Source organism: Ruegeria sp. YTSA219 (genome assembly GCF_059609985.1).
On sequence record NZ_JBXWMT010000013.1, the window covers coordinates 62,404 to 82,238 of the forward strand.

The following is a 19,835-nucleotide window of genomic DNA, read 5'->3' on the forward strand; positions in this document are numbered from 1 at the left end:
CCAAACATCGTCGCCGCGTCGTATAGCAACAATATGGCAAAGAAAGCAGCGCGCAAATCGAGCAGTAAGAAAAGCAAGGCGTCGAAGGCAAAGAACCAGACACAATCGCGGATTCGCCGCTGGGTGACCCGCGCAGTATTGGGTCTGGTTGCGTTTGTTGTGGCGCTTGTGGTGCTTTTTTCTGTGGTGAATCCCCCGGTAACCCATACGATCTGGTCTGAATGGCGGCGGCTGGGCAAAGTTCAGCGCGATTGGGTGCCGATTGAACAGATCTCGCCCGTCATGGCGCGATCCGTGGTGGCGGCAGAGGATGCCAATTTCTGCCTGCACTGGGGGTTTGATGTCGATGCCATTCGCGATGCTTTGGAGGAAGGCGGTACACGTGGCGCCTCAACCATCACGCAGCAAGTGGTGAAGAATGTGTTCCTGTGGCAGGGACGCAGTTGGGTGCGTAAGGCGCTTGAGACATCTCTCACCCCCGTGGTCGAGATTTTCTGGAGCAAGCAGCGCATTCTCGAGGTCTATTTGAACGTGGCCGAGACTGGCGAAGGTGTGTTTGGCGTTGAGGCCGCAGCCCAGCGCAACTTCAATGTGACCGCGGCCCAGCTGTCGCCAGTCCAGGCCGCACGTATTGCCGCAATCCTGCCTTCTCCCAAAAACAGGTCCGTTCGGGATCCGTCGGTCCGCACACGCAGACGGGCTGCCTCGATCCTCGATGGGGCGGCCACCATTCGCGCAGATGGTCGCGCGGATTGTTTCGAGGATTGAAACCCAAGGCCCTGCAAGGCTAAAGCTTGAGTGTATTCACTGGTTCGATTGGAAGCCCATGGCGCGTTTGTTTCATGTTCCCTTGTCCCCCTTCTGCCGCAAGGTGCGCCTGTCACTGGCGGAAAAGAAGATTGAGGTTGAGCTGGTCGAGGAGAAATACTGGGAGAAAGACCCGGATTTCCTGCGGCGCAACCCGGCCGGAAAAGTCCCGGTTCTTCGTCTGGACGGAAAGATCATGTCCGAAAGCAACGCGATTTGCGAATATATCGAAGAAACCCGGCCCGATCCTGCGCTGATGCCCCAAACGCCGGAGGCTCGATACGAAGTGCGTCGGCTGGTGGCCTGGTTTGATGACAAGTTCCATCACGAGGTGACATCCAAACTGGTTTATGAGCGCGTGAACAAGAAAGTTACCGGTCAGGGCTATCCCGACAGCAAAAATGTCAAGCAAGGTGCCAAGGCCATCAAGTATCATCTGGATTACATGGCCTGGTTGCTGGATCACCGCCGTTGGCTGGCCGGGGATCAGATGACATTGGCCGATTTTGCGGCTGCGGCGCATCTATCGACGCTGGATTATATCTCAGACGTGGATTGGAATCGGTCTCAGGCGGTTAAAGACTGGTACGCCAAGATCAAATCCCGACCTGCTTTCCGGTCGATCCTGGCGGATCAGGTTCCTGGGTTCAGGCCGCCCACCCATTACGCAGATCTGGATTTCTGATAGGGTCGCACAAGGGGGGCTGTCTGCCCCCCCATCGCGCCTTGGGGCGCGATTCCCCCCGAAGGTATTTAGGGCCAGATGAAGAGCGGATCGGGTTTAAAGGATAGGCTGGCGGCACAGGCGCTGAGCGAGGGCTTTGTGTCTTGTCGCATTTGTCGCCCGTGGGATGTCCCCGAAGTGCCCGCCCGGCTGGAGGCGTTCCTGCAGGCCGAATATCACGGGCAAATGGGATGGATGGCCGAGCGGACCCATTGGCGAGGCGATCCGGCAGCGCTCTGGCCCGAGGCGAAATCGGTGATCATGTTGGCAGAAAGCTATGCGCCCGAACATGATCCAACCGAGATTCTGGACCACCCCGAGAAGGGGGCGATCTCAGTCTATGCGCAGAACAAGGACTATCACGACCTGGTCAAGAAGCGGCTCAAAAGGTTAGCCCGCTGGTTGATAGCCGAGGCTGGTGGCGAGGTGAAGGTCTTTGTCGATACCGCCCCGGTTCCGGAAAAGGCCTTGGGTCATGCTGCGGGGTTGGGATGGCAGGGTAAGCACACCAATCTTGTAAGTCGCGATTGGGGAAATTGGGCCTTTATAGGGTCTGTTTTTACAACTCTGGACCTACCTTCGGATCAAGCAGAGGTGGATCACTGTGGATCCTGCCGGGCCTGTTTGGCCGCCTGTCCGACAGACGCATTCCCGGCGCCTTATCAGTTGGACGCGCGGCGCTGCATTTCTTACCTGACAATCGAACACAAGGGTCCGGTTGATGAAGACCTGCGCGCGAAACTCGGCAATCGGATCTATGGTTGCGATGATTGCCTTGCCGCCTGCCCCTGGAACAAATTCGCAGTCACGGCCAGTGACATGCGCTATGCAGCGCGTGAGGATCTGAAGGCTCCTCGGCTGGCAGAATTGGCTGGCCTGGACGATCCGGAATTTCGAACGAAATTCTCGGGCTCTCCAATTAAGCGGATTGGACGGGACCGGTTTGTGCGAAATGTGCTGTACGCCATTGGCAACTCAGGCCTGCAGGGGTTGATACCGATTGCACAGGATTTGACAGAGGATCCGGATTCAGCCGTGGCAGATGCCGCGCGCTGGGCGGTCAAACAACTCTCCTAGGTGCCGCAAACAGGCTGGACGTGTCGGTGCAAACCGCTAAACCCAATCACAGCGAACAGGAAGGAGAACCCGATGGCGCTGGCTTTGGGGGTTGATACAGGCGGAACCTATACGGATGCGGTGCTGGTCCGGGATGAGACTGAGGTGATTGCTTCAGCCAAATCTCTGACAACACGAGCTGATCTGGCGATTGGCGTTGGCAAGGCGATTTCTGCGGTTCTGACGCAGGCTCAGGTGTCACCGGAGCAGATCTCAATGGCGTCGCTGTCAACGACATTGGCCACGAATGCGCTGGTCGAAGGGCAGGGTGGCCGGGTTGCCCTTGTCTATATCGGGTTCAGGGAAGGAGATCTGGAAAAGCATGGTCTGCGGGATGCTTTGAAAGGGGATCCTGCTTTGGTTGTGGCGGGCGGTCACACGCATGCTGGAACAGAGGCCAGGCCATTGGATGTTCAGGCGATTGAAGCCTTTTTAGACTCTAATTCAGGGGTTTCAGGTTTCGCTGTGGCCGGTCAGTTCGCCACCAGAAACCCGGCGCATGAACTTGAGGTCGCCCGCATTATTACTGATCGGACGGGTGCGCCGGTGACATGTTCGCACCATCTGTCGGCCAAGTTGAATGGCCCAAAACGTGCGGTGACAGCGGTGCTGAATGCGCGGTTGATTGGCATGATCGACCGGTTGATCGGACGGGCACAGGATCAGCTTGTGACGCTAGGTATTTCAGCGCCAATGATGGTGGTTCGAGGCGACGGAGCGTTGATGAGCGCCGAACAGGCGCGGGATCGACCGATTGAAACGATTTTGAGCGGCCCTGCGGCCTCGATCGTCGGGGCGCGCTGGCTAACGGGAGCCGAGAACGCGCTGGTATCAGATATCGGTGGTACCACGACCGATGTCGCCTTGATCCGGGATGGCAAGCCCGCCATTGATCCCGAAGGTGCCAGGGTTGGCGGCTTTCGCACCATGGTGGAGGCCGTCGCAATGCGGACCCACGGGTTGGGCGGGGACAGTCAGGTACATGTTGTAACCGAAGGGCTGGGCGGGGGCATCTTCCTGGGACCGCGCCGTGTTTTGCCCGTATCTCTGATCGCGTCAGAAGCGCCCGACGAGGTTCACACGGCCTTGGATGCGCAGTTGCGGGCCCCAACCGTGGGTGAACATGACACCCGGTTCGCACGTCTGGTACCGGGTGTTCATGCCGAAGGTCTGGGGGCAAGGGAAACCGCCCTAGTGGATCGTTTGGGGCAGAAGGTCCTGCCGCTGTCCGATTTGATTAAAACGCGGATGGAAACAGGCGCACTTACTCGTTTGGTGGATCGTGGAATCGTTCAGGTATCCGGCGTGACACCTTCGGATGCCAGCCATGTTCTGGGCCGTTTGGATGCCTGGGACGCAGAGGCTGCACGCAAAGCGCTGGAACTGGTGGCGCGAAAACGGATTGGCACCGGCGATATGCTGGCTGCAACACCGGATCTGTTGGCGCAGATGATCGTTGATCAGCTGACCGAACAAACCTCTTTGACCTTGTTAGAGACCGCTTTCTCAGAAGAAGCCGAGGAGTTCGGCGTTCCGGCACCCGATCTGGCCCGGCATGTTTTGACGCGGAAAGGTCTGGCCGGGCATCGCGGTTTGGTGGCGCTGGACGCGGCACTGAATGTGGATGTGATTGGTCTTGGGGCGTCGGCCCCCAGCTATTACCCCGCAGTCGGGGAAAGATTGCGATGCCGCATGATTCTGCCGGAACACACGGGCGTGGCCAATGCGATTGGAGCTGTGGTTGGCAGGCTGACACTGCGCCGGGCCGGGACCGTCACCGCGCCATCCGAAGGGCGGTACAGGGTGCATCTTGAAGACGGGCCTCAGGACTTTAGCGATTCTGACGAGGCGATGGCGCTGCTGGAATCCATCCTGAGGGCTGAGGCGGAAGGAGAAGTGCGCGGAGCCGGTGCCGAGGATATCCGAGTGATCGTCGACCGGGATATCCGCACCGCCCGTATCGAAGCGCAGGAGGTCTTTGTTGAGGCAATGATCACCGTCGAGGCCAGTGGACGGCCGCGGGTAGCGTCGGACTAGCCCCTGATCCGGGGCTAATCCTTACTCGGCCGCGTCGCGTTTGGGCAGAACCCAATCCGGGCGCGGGAAATGGCAGGTATAGCCGTTCGGGATGCGTTCAAGATAATCCTGATGCTCGGACTCGGCCTCCCAGAAATCGCCAACGGGTTCCAGTTCGGTCACGACTTTGCCGGGCCAGATGCCACTGGCATTCACATCGGCAATGGTGTCCAGGGCGACCTGTTTCTGGGCGTCATCGACATAATAAATGGCCGAGCGATAGCTCATCCCCATGTCGTTCCCTTGCCGATTCACCGTAGTCGGGTCATGGATCTGAAAGAAAAACTCAAGCAGATCGCGATAGGTGGTCACGGTAGGATCGTAAAAAATCTCGATCCCCTCGGCATGGGTGCCGTGGTTGCGATAAGTGGCGTTGGGCACGTCTCCACCAGTATATCCGACGCGAGTGCGGAAAACGCCCGGGCGTTTGCGGATCAGATCCTGCATGCCCCAAAAGCAGCCCCCGGCAAGAACGGCGCGATGTTCGGTCATTCGATCTCCTCCACATGAATCAGGAATTCGCCATAGCCTTCGGCTTCCATCTGATCGCGATGGACGAACCGTAATGAGGCTGAGTTGATACAGTATCGCAGCCCGCCATGTTCGCGGGGGCCGTCGGGAAATACATGCCCCAAATGGCTATCGCCATGTTTCGAGCGAACTTCGGTCCGGATCATACCCAGCGAGGCATCGCGCAGTTCTTCAACATGCTCATGCACGATTGGTTTGGTGAAACTGGGCCAGCCGCAGCCGGATTCGTACTTGTGCGCCGAGGCGAACAAAGGCTCACCCGAGACGATATCCACGTAGATGCCGGGTTCTTTGTTATTCAGCAGTTTGCCAGTTCCGGGCCGTTCGGTGCCGCTGTTTTGCGTGACGTGGTATTCCTCGGGCGACAATGCGGCGACGGCCTCAGGGGATTTGGTGTAACGGGTCATTGCTCCTCCGGACTTCTGGTGGTTCGCATAATAGATGGGGATTATTGGCGGAAAGCAAAGGGTGTTCTGCCGGGCTCGCGCAGTTGTGCAAGGTCAGGCTGGTTTTCTGCCGGGTTGGCGAGACAGTTGCACCGCCAGAATGCCCAGTGTTGTGATAAGAACCCCGACCGCATCCAGCGGCCCCAGTTTTTCGCCCAACAAGATCGCGGCGATGGTGACACCAAAGACCGGGTTGAGAAAGTGAAACGTGGCCGCCCGGGTTGCGCCGATCCGATCCAGCAGCAGGAACCAGATGAACGTGGCCAGAAGGCCGGGAAACAGAGTTGTATAGGTGAAGGCCAGGACCAGCGGCACCGTCAAGTGGAAATGAATCGTTTCGAATACCGGTGCTGCAACAAACAGAATGGCCGATCCGACCAGCATCTGTAAGCCAACCACCATCATGAAATTCCCGCCCGATGTCGCCCCACGCACTGCGAGCGTGGCAAATGTCAGCGCAAGCGCTCCAATGCCACAAAGCATGACGCCGAACAGATCAACGCCGTCGCCGATCCGACTGCTCATGATCAGAGCAACACCGGCGAACCCGGCACACAGGCCGACAATTCCAACTGGCCGTAATCTGTCGCCCATAAACAGCCAACTGGCCAAGGCAACCAGCAATGGCATGGTCGAGGCGATGATGGCGGCAACAGAGGCCTCGATTGTTTGCATCGCATAGAAGTTTAGGCCCAAATAAAGGGCATTTTGACAAATCCCGAACAAGATGGTGGCATAGCATTGTGACCGCGTCAGCCGCCAGCTTTGACCCATCGCCCGTGCAATCACGACGCCAATCAAACCCGAGATCAGAAACCGCAGAGCCAGGGAAAACAACGGCGATGCGTCCGCCACGATGATCCGGGCCGAGGTGAAGGCCGAAGACCAGATAAACGCAAATGTCAGCCCCATGGCCATTGCGCGAAAATCCATCGCGACCCCCTGTTCAGATTTTCGCGCACTGTTGACCGAATAAGCGCGCGCCGCAAGCAGTGCTGTTTTTATTGATTGATCAGCCAATAAACTATAACAGCGTCATGAACTGACATTAATGGGAGGATTGTCGGTGCTATTGGAGTACATACTATCATTTGGCGTCTTGCTGGCGTTGGGCCTTGTTGCCTTCTTTGTGGTGAAGTGGTGGAATCTGCGGATCGTCGGCGTAACGCCGGTTCATCTGTTCACCTTCATCGCGATTCTGTTCACATCCGGGTTGGATGTCGGCCTGATCATGTTTCCGCTGACCGAATTCGGCGGCTATGCCGAAGACCCCGCCTATGCGTTTGCCAACCCACTGGCGATCGAATTCGGGTTCTGGGGCTTTCTGATCTGGGCGTTCTACTTTCTGACCGCGTTCTATTTCTGTGTCATCGAGCCGCGCGTGAAGTTCTTTGAAATCCCGCTGGTCAAGCTGATCAACAATGTGGTCATCATCGGCACCTGCGCTTTCACCGCCAGCCTGTTCCTGATCTACCTGCCTGGCTACCTGCCCGAGGTCGGAGACGGCGAGTCAGTGGTCACCACCTTCTATGTCATCGTGTTTGTCGTCATTCTGGCAGCGGCCTATTCTTCGACCGACCTGAAATACGTGCGTATCCTGTCGGTGGGCTCGACCTTTTTGTTCCTGGCACTGATCCTGGGCATGTGGGTTGCTGCGGGCATGGGCGTGAATGGCTTTGTGGAAACCGGAAGCAATGTTGGTGCCTATTTCACCAACCTGCACAAGTTTGTCCTGCCGCTGACAGATTATCACGCCTTCTACCTGTTCTGGTGGTTTGCCTGGTCGATCATGATCGGCCAGTTCACATCTCGCTTTGTAGGTGGGCTGAAGACCTGGCAGCTACTGGCTGCTCTGCTGATCTTTCCGTCGATACCTTTGGCGATCTGGTTCACCGTTCTCTACTATTACCACCTGAACGGCATCAGCACCGCAGGCATCACCAACATTGCGATGGTGATTGTGGGCGTGACCTTCGTGATCAACTCACTGGATTCGTTGATCAGGCTCTATACGGACAACCTGAACATGACAGTCGCCCGCTTTGGTAAAGCGATCTATGTGGCGGGCAATGTTGTGCTGCTGTTCGTCCTGACCTTGCTGTTCCAAAGCCAGTGGTTGCAGATCCAGTGGATCGGCGCAGTTGTTGTCGGCCTCTATCTGGCCTGTGTGGTTTATATCCTGATCACCAAACGCAAAGAGGTGCTGAGCATAACTGGGATGCCCGAAGACCGTGATCTGGATTTCCACAAGGTCGAGACGGTTCACTGATCAACATCGAGAAAAAGCTAATACGGGCGCCTTGGTGCCCGTATTTTTTTGGCCGCGACTGTGTAAGCAATGCGGAAAGGGTCAAAAAGGCCAAACAAAGCGACACGTGTGAAATCACAAACTTGCAATATCTTTTACTTATGTTGGCTTAGTTCAATCGTCATTCACTGGAGAGCTCTCTTGAGGTTCCATCTTCCTTGGAGTTGATAACCTCAATGTTCCCTCAGGCGCGTTTTTCACCAATCGTGGCCACACCCAGAACAGACAGGACCTTGGCCTCGATCTGTTCGGCATTCATACCGGCAACCGCATACATATCCGCCGGGTTTGCCTGATCAATGAAGATATCCGGAAACACCATCGAGCGGTATTTAAGGCCCTGATCAAACACACCCTCATCGGCCAGTAGCTGCGCCACATGGCTGCCGAAACCGCCAATCGCACCCTCTTCGATGGTGATCAGCGCCTCATGATCGGAGGCCAGATTCAGGATCAGGTCGCGGTCCAGCGGTTTGGCGAAACGTGCATCGGCGATGGTGGGGGTTATGCCGCGTGCGGATAGGGCCTCGGCGGCTTTTTGTACTTCGGCCAAGCGCGTACCGAAAGACAGCAATGCCACACGCGCGCCCTTCTGAATTATCCGGCCTTTGCCGATTTTAAGCACTTCACCACGCTCGGGCAGGTCCACGCCCACGCCTTCACCGCGGGGATAGCGGAAGGCGATCGGGCCTTCGTCGTGGGCGACGGCGGTGGCCACCATATGCATCAGCTCGGCCTCATCTGCGGCGGCCATCACGACCATGCCCGGCAGGTTGGCCAGATAGGCAATGTCAAACGATCCGGCATGGGTCGCCCCATCAGCGCCCACCAGACCAGCGCGGTCGATGGCAAATCGCACGGGCAGGCGCTGAATGGCCACATCATGCACGACCTGATCATAGCCGCGCTGCAGGAAGGTCGAATACATGGTGCAGAACGGCTTCATCCCGCCCGCAGCCAAAGCCGCCGAGAACGTCACACCATGCTGTTCCGCAATCGCTACATCGAAACAACGTGACGGGTAGCGTTCGGCAAACAGGTTCAACCCGGTTCCATCGGGCATGGCGGCGGTGACGGCGACGATCTTGTCGTCCCGCGCGGCTTCTTCCACCAGCGTCTTGCCAAAAACCGAAGTATAGGACGGTGCGTTAGACGGCGCCTTCTTTTGCTCACCCGTCACAACATCGAATTTCGCGGTCGCGTGACCCTTGTCGCGGGCCTGCTCGGCGGGGGCATAGCCCTTGCCCTTTTTTGTCAGCACATGGATCAGGATCGGGCCGGTGGCCCGCGTCTTGACCGTGCGCAGCACCGGCAACAGCTGATCCATGTCGTGTCCGTCAATCGGGCCGAGATAGGAAAAGCCCAGTTCTTCGAATAAAGTACCCCCTACGGCCATGCCCTTGAGCATTTCCTTGGCGCGTTTGGCGCCTTCGCGGAACGGTTCCGGCAACAAGGACACCGCGCCCTTGGCGGCGGCCTTCAGATCGTGGAACGGTTCTTCGGCATAAATGCGCGACAGATAACTGGACAGGGCGCCAACCGGCGGTGCGATGCTCATTTCATTGTCGTTGAGGATAACGATCAGGCGCTTTTTCAGGTGGCCCGCATTGTTCATCGCCTCAAACGCCATACCCGCCGACATCGAGCCATCGCCGATTACCGCAATCGCATCGCCCAGACCTTCGGGCGTCACGCCACCCAGATCTCGCGCCACGGCAAAGCCAAGGGCCGCACTGATCGAGGTGCTGGAATGCGCCGCGCCAAACGGGTCATAGGGGCTTTCGCTGCGCTTGGTGAACCCGCTCAACCCACCGGGTTGGCGCAGGGTACGGATCCGGTCGCGCCGCCCGGTCAGGATTTTATGCGGATAGCACTGGTGCCCGACATCCCAGATGATTTTGTCACGCGGCGTATCGAATACCGCATGCAGCGCGGTGGTCAGTTCCACCACGCCCAGACCCGCACCCAGATGCCCGCCGGTGACCGACACGGCCGAGATCGTCTCGGCCCGTAATTCCTGCGCCACCTGATGCAGCTGCGCGTCCGAAAACTGCCGCAGGTCGGCCGGGCGGTTCACAAGATCCAGCAGAGGAGTGTTCGGGCGGTCAGACATATGGCGCGTTCCTGGCTTAGCTGTCCCGGGCAATAACGAAGCGGGCGGCGTCCTTCAAGGTTTCAGCCGACGCGCCATAGCCTTCCAACGCGGCGCAGGCCTGTTCCACCAGCTCCGCGGCACGGGTTCTGGCGGCGTCGAGGCCCAGCAGAGACACAAACGTGGCCTTTCCCGCCTCGGCATCCTTCTGAAGGCGCTTGCCCGCAATTTCGGCGTTACCCTCTATATCCAAGATGTCATCTGCGATTTGAAAAGCAAGACCAAGGGATTGGGCATATTGGCGCAAGGGCGCAAGATCAGCTTGGGCCAGACGCGCGCCGGCGCATGCAGACCACTCGATCAGCGCTCCGGTTTTTCCTGCCTGCAAATGGGTGATTTCTTCCAGCGTCAGCGGAGAGTCTGCCGATTCCGCCGCGATATCCAGCGCCTGGCCCAGCACCATGCCCTGCGCTCCGCTTGCCTGCGCCAGAGACAAGGCCAATTCCGCGCGAATTTCGGCGGGGCCAATTTCGGGACGGGTGCAAAGTTCGAATGCCAGCGTCTGCAACGCGTCGCCTGCCAGAACCGCGATGCCCTCATCCCATTTCACATGAACTGTCGGGCGCCCGCGACGCAAATCGTCGTCATCCATGCAGGGCAGGTCATCATGCACCAGAGAATAGGCGTGCAACGCCTCGATCCCCGTGGCAGGCCAGATCGCCCGCGCTGTATCCACATCATGCAGCCGCGCGCTTTCCAGCACCAAAAACCCGCGCAGACCTTTGCCGCCTTGCGTGGCATAGGCCATCGCCTGTGTCACATCCAGATCGTCCAGCGCGCCCAGAACCAGATCAAAATGACCCTGAATCAGCGTCGCATCCTGCACCAGTCTTTCGCGAAACATTTACTGGCCTTCGACAACCGTCGTCCCGGTCGGTTGACCATCGGCGTCCAAGGTGATCGCGGCCACTTTTTCCTCGGCCCGCTTCAGTTCATCCTCGCAGCGTTTCTTCAGCGCTGCACCCCGTTCATACAAGGCGATGGACTGGTCCAGCGCCACATCTCCACGCTCCAGCTGGCCGACAACGGCCTCAAGCTCTTTCATCGCCTGTTCGAATGTCATCTGGTCAACGGGTGTATCTGTCATCGGGCTGCCTTCATCAACTCTTCCACATGGGCACGGGTGGCCTCGGCCAGCGCTTTCAGATCATACCCGCCCTCCAAAGTCGAGACGATACGTCCCGCGCATTGCTCATCGGCAATCTTGCACAATTCGGCAGTGATCCAGGCGAAATCTTCGGTGGCCCAGTTCAGATTGGCCAGCGGATCATCCTGATGGGCGTCAAACCCGGCAGAGATTATGATCAGCTCGGGTTTGAAGGCGCGCAGTCGCGGGAAAGCCAATGTTTCATAGGCGGCGCGCATCTCGGCGCCGCCGGTTCCGGGGGACAGTGGAATATTCAGGACGTTTTCAAAGGCGCCGGTCTCGTCGGCGCGGCCTGATCCCGGCCACAAGGGCATCTGTTGGCTGGTGATCACTAACGCGCGCGGCTCATCCCACAGCAAATCCTGCGTGCCATTGCCGTGATGCACATCGAAATCCACCACAGCGACGCGGCGCAGACCGTGATGATCCAACGCGTGTTTCACCCCCAATGCGGCGTTGCCGAACAGGCAGAACCCCATGGCGGTTTCATTCTCGGCATGATGGCCGGGAGGGCGAATGGCACAGAACGCATTTGGGGCTTCTCCGCCCAGCACTAAATCCACGGCTTTTACCACAGCTCCTGCAGCCCTATAGGCCGCATCTACAGATCCCGGCGACATGAATGTATCGCCGTCCACCTGCCGGAATCCCTCTGTCGGGCGACTTTTGCGGATGTCGCGAATATGGCTTTCGGGGTGAATACGCAGCAGGTCATCATCGGCTGCAAGCGGCGCGGTCACACGATCCAGGTCCAGCCTATCCAGCGCATGAAGGATATGTTCCAGTCGCGCGACTTGTTCCGGATGCCCCTCGGGTGTCACGTGCCCAAGGCAATCCGCATGGGTCAAAAGGGCAGTTTTCATCACAATCCCCTGTTCATCTGGTCAAAATACCTTCGCCGAAGGCAAAGAACCGCCACGCAGCGGTTCAATCAATCCGGAGCCAGCATGTACCCGGCCCCGCGCACGGTTTGCAGGTACCGGGGTTGTTTCGGGTCTTGCTCGATCTTGCGTCTCAGCCGTGTGATCTGCACATCCACGGCACGCTCCTGCGCCTGACCCTTGTCACGGCCCAGATCCTCGACCAGCTTGGCGCGACTGATAGGGGCGCCGGGTTGGGCCGAGAAAATCTTCATCAGCTGGCTTTCCGTTGCGGTTAGGCGGACCGTTTCTTCTCCCCGCCACATCTCACCGCGCTCAACATCATAGCGGATCGGGCCGAGATGCAGAATCTTGGATGCGGCATCCTGTGCCGGGGTTTCCGGCATCCGGCGCAGGATCGCATTGATCCGCAACAAAAGCTCTTTGGGCTCGAACGGTTTGGCCAGATAATCATCGGCCCCCGCCTCAAGCCCGGCGATACGGTGTTCGGTTTCGCCCCGCGCCGTCAGCAACAGGATCGGGGTGGTGTGGGTCTCGCGCAGGGCTCTGGTCAGGCTGACACCATCTTCGCCGGGCATCATCACATCCAGAACGATCATGTCGAAATCCAGCCCCGACAGCACCCGACGTGCATGGGCCGCATCCCGCGCCGCGGTCACCAGAAACCCGTTTCGCATCAGGAATTTCTTGAGCAGATCGCGAATACGCTCGTCATCGTCAACGATCAACAGATGGGCATCCATATCACTCATGAGGTCGTATCCCGCAATTTGGTATAGGCATGACGCATATCAGCATCCATCATTGCTTCAAGCACTTTGCGAAACCCAGACACCGCTTCTGGGCCTGCGTCCTTATAGGCCGCGCGCATCCGTACGCGCTGGGCCTCGGACAGCCTGGTTTCAAGCGCCCTCCCGGCTTCGGTCAGAAACAGGTGCCGTTCGCGCTTGTCCACTGTACCGACCCTGCTTTCGACCAACCCATCGTCAATCAATGTCCGAAGGACCCGGTTCAGAGACTGTTTCGTCACCCCAAGAATAGCAAGCAGGTTATTGACGGTCGTCCCCGGTGCGCGATTTATAAAGTGGATAGCACGGTGGTGTGCCCGCCCATAGGCCAGCTGTGTCAGAATGCGATCCGGGTCCGCCGTGAACCCGCGATAGGCAAAAAACATCGCCTCGATCCCCTGCCGCAGCTGTTCATCCGTAAGAAACAACAGGCTTTCTCCGCCAAAGGCCTGGGCGGGGCGGGTATCTGACATATTCTGCCTCATTCGTTACACAGGTCCGAGTTTATGTCAGCGTTGTTGACATTCCAAGAGCGGACAGGTATCGAATCGCAGTTTTTGCGCAACTTTATGTCCACTTCGGACCTATACTGCGCAATAATCGGAATATTCAACCCAGGCAGGGAGGTTTCGCATGGCGGGGTATGATGATCGTGACGGTGTCATCTGGATGGATGGAGAACTTGTGCCCTGGCGCGAGGCGAATGTCCACATTCTGAGCCATGCGATGCACTATGCGTCTTCGGTCTTTGAGGGCGAGCGGGCCTATAACGGCAAAATTTTCAAAAGTCGGGAGCATTCTGAACGGCTGGTCGCCTCGGCCGAGGCGCTGGACATGCCGATGCCCTATACGATCGACCAGATCGAAGCGGCAAAGGAAGACGCGCTGAAGGCAAGTGGCTTGCAGGACGCCTATGTCCGTGCGCTGGTCTGGCGTGGTTCGGGCGAGGATATGGGTGTGGCTTCGGCCAAGAACCCGGTCCGCATGGCCGTAGCGGTCTGGCCCTGGGGTGCCTATTACGGCGACGCCAAGATGCAGGGCGCCAAGCTGGATATCGCGGAATGGAAACGGCCCAGCCCTGAGACCATCCCGGTCCATGCCAAGGCGGCTGGGCTTTACATGATATGCACCATTTCCAAGCATAAGGCCGAGGCCAAGGGCTGCTCGGATGCGCTGTTCATGGACTGGCGTGGTTATGTTGCCGAGGCGACCGGGGCGAACGTCTTCTTTGTGAAGGACGGCGAAGTTCATACCCCGCTGGCCGATTGCTTTTTGAACGGGATCACCCGCCAGACAGTGATCCAGATGCTAAAAGACAAAGGCATCACGGTGCATGAGCGCCGCATCAAACCTGAAGAGATGGCCGATTTTGAACAATGCTGGCTGACCGGTACTGCGGCCGAGGTCACGCCTGTGGGCCAGATCGGCGACTATACGTTTGAGGTCGGTGACCTGACCCGCGAGATTGCCGCCGATTACGAAAAACTGGTGCGGGCATAACCTGCAACCAAGTTGAAACCCCGCCTTGGCGGGGTTTTTTTGCTTTTGGGCAACCGTCAACAGGTACGGTTAGATGTGTGAGTGCGTAAACTACCTTACAATGACCGAATTGAGCCCAAACTTCCTATGGTCGGATGAGTTCCACGCAATTCATTTCGTAGTACAGATAAGCCCATGAAGAGGCTAGCAGCAAACCGAAACAGGCAGACACGACGGCCAAGCCCTTCTTAGTGTTTTTCCAGATAGTGAGCGAGATAGCCAATGCCACAAGGGCAATTAACCAGCTTTCCCAGTCGAAATATATGGACCGCAAACATTCTTCATAAGTCATTTAGTTTCGGTTCCATGTCGAGTTTACGTCTGGAATTCAAGCTGGCTTTCAAAGTTTTGCCAATGACCGCATAGCCCGGTCATCAGACCTTGCGCTAGCATTCCCTCAACCCGGCCTACCCGCTCTGTAAAACTGACTCTAATCCTAGAAATCGACGCCGCGCTGGGCTTTGATCCCGGCTTGAAACGGGTGCTTTTCCTCGGTCATTTCGGTAACCAGATCGGCATAGTCGCGCAGCGCCTGTGGTGCATCGCGACCAGTCAAGAACACGCTGGTCTTGTCGGACCGCGCCTTGAGCCCGTCGATCACCTGATCGACAGTCAGATATTCATAGCGCAGGGCAATATTGATCTCGTCCAGAACGACCAGATCATACTCACCGCTTTCCATCAGTGCCCGCGCCTTGTCAAAAGCGGCGTTGGCAGCAGCGATATCGCGTTCGCGGTCCTGAGTGTCCCAGGTAAAGCCTTCGCCCATCGTGTGCCAGGTGACCAAGTCGCGCTCTTCAAAGAACCGTCGCTCACCGGTTTTCCACTTGCCCTTGATGAACTGTACGACGGCAACTTTCTGACCCCATCCCAGCGCTCGGATCACGACACCAAACGCGGCCGTGGATTTGCCTTTGCCCTTGCCGGTATTGATCAGCACCAGACCACGGCCCGGGTCGACGGCCTCGGACACTTTTTTGCGGTGCTTGGCCTGCACCTGCTGCATCTTTTCTTTGTGATCCTGCGCTTCGCTCATTCGGGCACCTCTGTGATTGTTGGGCCCAAACTAGGGCAAGATTGAAAAAGGTAAAGTCACGCTTTGTGATCGGTCAGGGACCGGGCCTTGCCGCGTTCCAGTCCCAGCTGGTGTTCGCGCCAGATCACGACCACATTGCCCGCAATCACCAACGCTGCACCCAACAATATCGCAAGCGTCGGCAGCTCATCAAACCAGATATAGCCGATGAATATGGCAAACAGCATGGTGGTATAGTCATAAGGCGCCAGCATTGAGGCTTGGCCAAAGCGATAGGACGAGGTGACCAGAATCTGTGCAACACCGCCGATCAACCCCATTATGATCATAATTAGAGCCTGGTTAAGCGTCGGCATGGTCCAACCCCAAAACGCGGTCAGAGCTGAAAGCAGAGTAGCGGTCATCGAGAAATAGAACACGATCGCGGCCGGGTGATCCACCTTGACCAGCTGCCGGATATGGATCTGAACAAAGGCACGGGCGAGTGTGGCCGCCAGCACGCAAAGCGCGCCGATCGTGGCTGCCATCTCCATCTGGGTGGTTCCAAGCCTGGGCCAGACCATGATCAGCACGCCCAGCAATCCCAGCGCGACGGCGCCGATGCGGATCATGCGAATGCGCTCACCCAGAATCAGCGCGGCTAGAATCAGGGTGAAGATCGGCGTGGCATAGCCTATCGCTGTTACCTCGGGGAGTGGCAACAGGCTGAGACCCGTAAAGGTCAGACCCATGGCGCTGGTGCCCAGAACGCCGCGCCAGAAATGACCCATCGGCTTTTTGACCACAAAGCCTTTGGCCAGCTCTCCGCGCCAGATTAACCAGACGATGATGACCGGAATGGCGAAGAGCGACCGGAAGAACACCAGTTCACCGGGGGGGAAGTCCTCGGACAGTGCTTTGACCAGCGCCGACATTGAGGTGAACAGAACCAGCGCAGCCAGTTTCAGGCCCACGGCAAGCATGGGTCGGTGGGAAGTCAGGGATTGTGCCATTGGCCGAGAACCTGAGCCTTTGACTGCGAAAGATCAACGATTGGATTGTACCAATCAGGCAGATTTCCACGTGTCGGGCAGGGGTTGGCCGATCTCTTCGCTGAACGCCTCAAGAAACCGGATCATCCGTGCCACACGCGCCTGTGCCAATTCGCGCCCGGTGGGCGTCAGCATGTCTGCCGGCAGGCTCAACAGTTTGACCTTCCAGTGATCAATCGAGAATTGCTGATCATTCAGATCGCGGGCAGTGGCAAAAGCATCCTCGGGATCATACAGGTCGCGACCTAGATCACCTGAAACAGCGAAGTTGCGCGCAATGCCGATGGCCCCCAGTGCATCAAGCCGATCTGCATCGCGTAGGATGCGGGCCTCGGGTGTTTCTGGCGGTATCCCGGCCGAGAAACTGTGTGCAGCAATGGCGTGCTGGATGGCGTCGATCTCGGGTCGTGAAAACGTCAATTCCTCCAGAATAGGCACTGACTCGGCAGCAGACCGGCGTGAAGCCAAGTGGCGGTCGGGGTCATCTTTGGGCAAGTTGACCAGGTCATGAAGATAGCTTGCCGCAAGCAGAACCCGAATATCTGCTTGCGTGTCCGCGATGGCCTGTACATTGATCCAAACGCGATCCAGATGCGCCAGATCATGGGCAGGATCTGTTTTCATGCGCTGCGCGACGATGCCGCGCAGCCGGGCGCGCAGCTCAGCCGATATGGCCACGGTTCTCGCCGATCTGACCCCGGTGCAAGAGCAGGTGGTCAAGGATTACGCAAGCCATCATCGCTTCGCCAACCGGAACCGCACGGATGCCGACACAAGGGTCATGGCGGCCTTTGGTGATGATCTCGGTCTCTTCTCCGGATTTGGTGATCGTTTTGCGCGTGGTCAGAATCGACGAGGTCGGTTTGACCGCAAAGCGTACGACTATATCCTGCCCGGTCGAAATCCCGCCCAGTATGCCGCCTGCGTGGTTCGAGCTGTATTGCGGGCCATTCTGCCCCATGAAGATCTCATCGGCATTGGCCTCGCCGGTCAGTTCAGCGGCGGCCATGCCTTCGCCGATCTCAACACCTTTGACTGCGTTGATCGACATCATCGCTGCGGCCAGATCAGTGTCTAACTTGGCATAAACTGGCGCACCAATCCCGGCAGGGACACCACGCGCGACGACCTCAACCACTGCCCCGACTGAATTGCCGGACTTGCGTAATCCGTCCAGATAGGCGGCCCAATCTTCGGCGGCTGTCGCATCGGGTGTCCAGAAGGGGTTCTGTTCAATCTGCGACCAGTCGAAATTGGTGCGGTCGATTTTATGCGGGCCGATCTGGGTCATGTACCCGGTGATCTGCACATTCGGTGCGATCTGCTTGATGGCTTCGCGGGCCAAGCCCCCGGCGGCAACGCGCGAGGCGGTTTCGCGCGCCGAGCTGCGGCCACCACCACGATAATCGCGGATACCGTATTTTTGCCAATAGGTGATATCAGCATGGCCCGGGCGGAACTTTTCCATGATATCGCCGTAGTCTTTTGACCGCTGATCGGTGTTCTCGATCATCAGCTGGACCGGAGTTCCGGTCGTCTGCCCTTCGAACACGCCGGACAGGATTTTCACCTGATCGGGCTCGCGCCGCTGGGTGGTGTATTTATTCTGTCCTGGTTTGCGCTTGTCCAGCCAGTGCTGGATCACTTCTGCGTCGATGGTCACCCCCGGCGGGCAGCCATCAACAGTGGCACCCAAGGCGGGCCCGTGGCTTTCACCCCAAGTGGTGACGCGGAAAAGATGGCCAAAGCTGTTCATCGACATAAGGCGTGCTCCTTCTGAGCATCGTGATTAGCGGGCAAGGCCCGTAGCCTCAAGCGGATTTGCGGTTGGGGCCCAGCACCCCAACCCTTTCCGGTCAGGCCGCCGAGGACAGCTGCGTCCGCATGGCGGTGATTTTCAACGCCGCCTGTGCCGCCTCGCGCCCCTTATCCACGAAATGCGCGCGGTAGATGGCATTGTGGTGGTCCGTCTCTTGATACTGGTGCGGCGTCAGCGAAACAGACAGAACCGGAACACCGGTATCCAGACCTGCGCGCATCAACCCGTCGACCACAGCTTGCGCCACGAAATCATGCCGGTAGATGCCGCCATCCACCACAAAGGCCGCGCAGGTCACAGCTGCATAGCGCCCAATCTGGGCAAGATCGCGGGCCAGCAGGGGCATTTCGAACGCGCCTGGAACGTCGAACACGTCCACCTGATCGGCGGGTATCAATTCCAGAAACCCGTCGAGTGCACGGTCGACAATATCGGCATGCCAGCTGGCCTTAACAAACGCATAGCGGGTGTGTGTCATCAAGATCTCCTTCCGGTTTGGTGGTCTGCTGGCGGTTGCGAAAACCGGTTCCCACTTTTCGCTGCCAGCACGACATGACACGTCACCCAAGGCGATCACGAGCAGGCGCGCGGGGTTACCGGCACACTGCACGTTCTCTTTCATCCGGACTGTAACCGTCGGCTCTGGCCTCTCACCAGATCTGCTGACACCCCGAAAAGGGGCCGCTCGCGGGCTTACGGGTCATCGCCCGCATACCGCCGGTGGGGAATTCCGCCCCGCCCTGAGAACGAGGCGCACCTTGCCAATAGGTGCGCTGTTCTGCAAGAGCTTTTGCAGGAGGACCGCCATGCACCCCAATCCCGCCTTCCGCGCCGAGGATCGTGACCGTCATATTGCTTTTGCGCGCGAGCGCGCATTTGGTGTTTTGGCTTTGTCAGCGGACCAGGGGCCTTTGCTTAGCCATGTGCCGTTTCTGTTGTCAGAAGATGGCGCAGAAGCCTCGCTGCATCTGGTGCGGTCCAATCCGATCGTCCGGGCATTGAACGAACCGCGCACAGTTCGAATCGCTATATCGGGGCCTGACGGATATATCTCGCCCGACTGGTACGGGATTGAGGATCAGGTGCCCACTTGGAACTATGTGGCGGTGCACCTGACCGGAACGCTTTCGCTTCTTCCGCAGGACGCGTTGCGCGATTTACTCGATCGTCAGTCGGATTTTTATGAGCGCCGGTTGAACCCCAAGCCACCCTGGAGCGCCAGCAAGATGAGCGCGGAGGCTCTGGACAAGATGATGCGCATGATTGTGCCCTGCAAATTGCAGGTAGACGACATTCAGGGCACCTGGAAGCTGAACCAGAACAAGCCGGACGATGTCCGTCTAGCCGCCGCAGATCATGTGGCGGCAGACGGGTTCGGAAGCGAGACCACTCACCTGGCCGCGCTCATGCGGTCTAGGTGAGCGGACGGGCTGG

General features: G+C 58.1%; 21 protein-coding genes and 1 riboswitch. Of the genes, 7 read left to right on the forward strand and 14 right to left on the reverse strand.

Annotated elements, in window-relative coordinates:
- Positions 1 to 33 precede the first annotated feature (33 nt).
- From mtgA to AC2FFB_RS16235, 4 genes are all read left to right on the forward strand, one after another.
- Positions 34 to 768, forward strand: coding sequence for a monofunctional biosynthetic peptidoglycan transglycosylase (gene mtgA / locus AC2FFB_RS16220; protein WP_142640279.1), 735 nt, complete (start codon positions 34 to 36; stop codon positions 766 to 768).
- Positions 769 to 826: 58 nt separating this feature from the next.
- The gene (gene fzlA, locus AC2FFB_RS16225) at positions 827 to 1,492 is read left to right on the forward strand and encodes an FtsZ-binding protein FzlA (RefSeq protein ID WP_142640277.1); all 666 of its coding nucleotides are present in this window, start codon (positions 827 to 829) and stop codon (positions 1,490 to 1,492) included.
- Between the two features lie 78 nt (positions 1,493 to 1,570).
- Entirely contained in the window at positions 1,571 to 2,608 is a 1,038-nt protein-coding gene (gene queG, locus AC2FFB_RS16230; RefSeq protein WP_281995945.1) for a tRNA epoxyqueuosine(34) reductase QueG, read from the forward strand.
- 72 nt (positions 2,609 to 2,680) lie between these two features.
- On the forward strand, positions 2,681 to 4,684 hold the full coding sequence (locus AC2FFB_RS16235; RefSeq protein WP_496875190.1) for a hydantoinase/oxoprolinase N-terminal domain-containing protein: 2,004 nt from the start codon (positions 2,681 to 2,683) through the stop codon (positions 4,682 to 4,684).
- A gap of 21 nt (positions 4,685 to 4,705) precedes the next feature.
- Here the strand turns inward: AC2FFB_RS16235 and msrA are convergent, their stop codons facing one another.
- The 3 genes from msrA to AC2FFB_RS16250 form a co-directional block, all read right to left on the reverse strand.
- On the reverse strand, positions 4,706 to 5,215 hold the full coding sequence (msrA, locus tag AC2FFB_RS16240) for a peptide-methionine (S)-S-oxide reductase MsrA (protein ID WP_282022325.1): 510 nt from the start codon (positions 5,213 to 5,215) through the stop codon (positions 4,706 to 4,708).
- Complete coding sequence (gene msrB, locus AC2FFB_RS16245) at positions 5,212 to 5,661, reverse strand: peptide-methionine (R)-S-oxide reductase MsrB (protein ID WP_142640268.1); 450 nt, start codon at positions 5,659 to 5,661, stop codon at positions 5,212 to 5,214. Before msrB ends, msrA begins: the two co-directional genes overlap by 4 nt.
- 93 nt (positions 5,662 to 5,754) lie before the next feature.
- Positions 5,755 to 6,633, reverse strand: coding sequence for a DMT family transporter (locus tag AC2FFB_RS16250; RefSeq protein WP_496875191.1), 879 nt, complete (start codon positions 6,631 to 6,633; stop codon positions 5,755 to 5,757).
- Positions 6,634 to 6,772: 139 nt separating this feature from the next.
- On the opposite strand from AC2FFB_RS16250, the gene AC2FFB_RS16255 reads away from it, so the two are divergent.
- Entirely contained in the window at positions 6,773 to 7,969 is a 1,197-nt protein-coding gene (locus AC2FFB_RS16255; protein ID WP_142640264.1) for a BCCT family transporter, read from the forward strand.
- A 223-nt stretch (positions 7,970 to 8,192) separates the two neighbouring features.
- Here AC2FFB_RS16255 and dxs read toward each other — a convergent pair whose 3' ends face one another.
- The 6 genes from dxs to AC2FFB_RS16285 form a co-directional block, all read right to left on the reverse strand.
- Positions 8,193 to 10,121: a 1-deoxy-D-xylulose-5-phosphate synthase gene (dxs, locus tag AC2FFB_RS16260; protein ID WP_496714193.1), complete on the reverse strand. Its 1,929-nt coding sequence runs from the start codon at positions 10,119 to 10,121 to the stop codon at positions 8,193 to 8,195.
- 16 nt (positions 10,122 to 10,137) lie between these two features.
- A complete protein-coding gene (locus AC2FFB_RS16265) occupies positions 10,138 to 11,004 on the reverse strand; it encodes a polyprenyl synthetase family protein (RefSeq protein ID WP_496824582.1) in 867 nt (288 codons plus the stop codon).
- Positions 11,005 to 11,247 (reverse strand): exodeoxyribonuclease VII small subunit, encoded by a 243-nt coding sequence (locus tag AC2FFB_RS16270; protein ID WP_142640258.1) that lies wholly within the window; start codon positions 11,245 to 11,247, stop codon positions 11,005 to 11,007.
- Positions 11,244 to 12,170, reverse strand: coding sequence for a histone deacetylase family protein (locus tag AC2FFB_RS16275; RefSeq protein ID WP_496824580.1), 927 nt, complete (start codon positions 12,168 to 12,170; stop codon positions 11,244 to 11,246). Before AC2FFB_RS16275 ends, AC2FFB_RS16270 begins: the two co-directional genes overlap by 4 nt.
- Before the next feature lie 68 nt (positions 12,171 to 12,238).
- Positions 12,239 to 12,940 (reverse strand): response regulator, encoded by a 702-nt coding sequence (locus tag AC2FFB_RS16280; RefSeq protein ID WP_496694621.1) that lies wholly within the window; start codon positions 12,938 to 12,940, stop codon positions 12,239 to 12,241.
- Positions 12,937 to 13,449, reverse strand: a complete 513-nt coding sequence (locus AC2FFB_RS16285) for a MarR family winged helix-turn-helix transcriptional regulator (RefSeq protein WP_142640252.1) — start codon at positions 13,447 to 13,449, stop codon at positions 12,937 to 12,939. The genes AC2FFB_RS16280 and AC2FFB_RS16285 overlap by 4 nt, the downstream gene beginning before the upstream one ends.
- Positions 13,450 to 13,609: 160 nt before the next feature.
- Between AC2FFB_RS16285 and AC2FFB_RS16290 the strand changes: the two genes are divergently transcribed.
- Positions 13,610 to 14,476: a branched-chain amino acid aminotransferase gene (locus AC2FFB_RS16290; RefSeq protein ID WP_271951706.1), complete on the forward strand. Its 867-nt coding sequence runs from the start codon at positions 13,610 to 13,612 to the stop codon at positions 14,474 to 14,476.
- A 475-nt stretch (positions 14,477 to 14,951) separates the two neighbouring features.
- Here AC2FFB_RS16290 and cobO read toward each other — a convergent pair whose 3' ends face one another.
- The 5 genes from cobO to AC2FFB_RS16315 all read right to left on the reverse strand — a co-directional run bounded on the left by cobO (position 14,952) and on the right by AC2FFB_RS16315 (position 18,879).
- Positions 14,952 to 15,551 (reverse strand): cob(I)yrinic acid a,c-diamide adenosyltransferase, encoded by a 600-nt coding sequence (gene cobO / locus AC2FFB_RS16295; RefSeq protein ID WP_496875192.1) that lies wholly within the window; start codon positions 15,549 to 15,551, stop codon positions 14,952 to 14,954.
- 56 nt (positions 15,552 to 15,607) lie between these two features.
- Positions 15,608 to 16,543, reverse strand: a complete 936-nt coding sequence (locus tag AC2FFB_RS16300) for a DMT family transporter (RefSeq protein ID WP_496787160.1) — start codon at positions 16,541 to 16,543, stop codon at positions 15,608 to 15,610.
- A 54-nt stretch (positions 16,544 to 16,597) separates the two neighbouring features.
- On the reverse strand, positions 16,598 to 17,260 hold the full coding sequence (locus AC2FFB_RS16305) for an HD domain-containing protein (RefSeq protein WP_142640240.1): 663 nt from the start codon (positions 17,258 to 17,260) through the stop codon (positions 16,598 to 16,600).
- Positions 17,244 to 18,344 (reverse strand): chorismate synthase, encoded by a 1,101-nt coding sequence (gene aroC / locus AC2FFB_RS16310; protein WP_271951712.1) that lies wholly within the window; start codon positions 18,342 to 18,344, stop codon positions 17,244 to 17,246. Before aroC ends, AC2FFB_RS16305 begins: the two co-directional genes overlap by 17 nt.
- A gap of 94 nt (positions 18,345 to 18,438) precedes the next feature.
- Positions 18,439 to 18,879, reverse strand: coding sequence for a 6,7-dimethyl-8-ribityllumazine synthase (locus tag AC2FFB_RS16315; protein WP_496690454.1), 441 nt, complete (start codon positions 18,877 to 18,879; stop codon positions 18,439 to 18,441).
- A gap of 128 nt (positions 18,880 to 19,007) precedes the next feature.
- A riboswitch (FMN riboswitch) is annotated at positions 19,008 to 19,153 on the reverse strand.
- Positions 19,154 to 19,207: 54 nt separating this feature from the next.
- On the opposite strand from AC2FFB_RS16315, the gene AC2FFB_RS16320 reads away from it, so the two are divergent.
- The gene (locus AC2FFB_RS16320; RefSeq protein ID WP_496875193.1) at positions 19,208 to 19,822 is read left to right on the forward strand and encodes an FMN-binding negative transcriptional regulator; all 615 of its coding nucleotides are present in this window, start codon (positions 19,208 to 19,210) and stop codon (positions 19,820 to 19,822) included.
- The last annotated feature ends 13 nt before the right edge of the window (positions 19,823 to 19,835 follow it).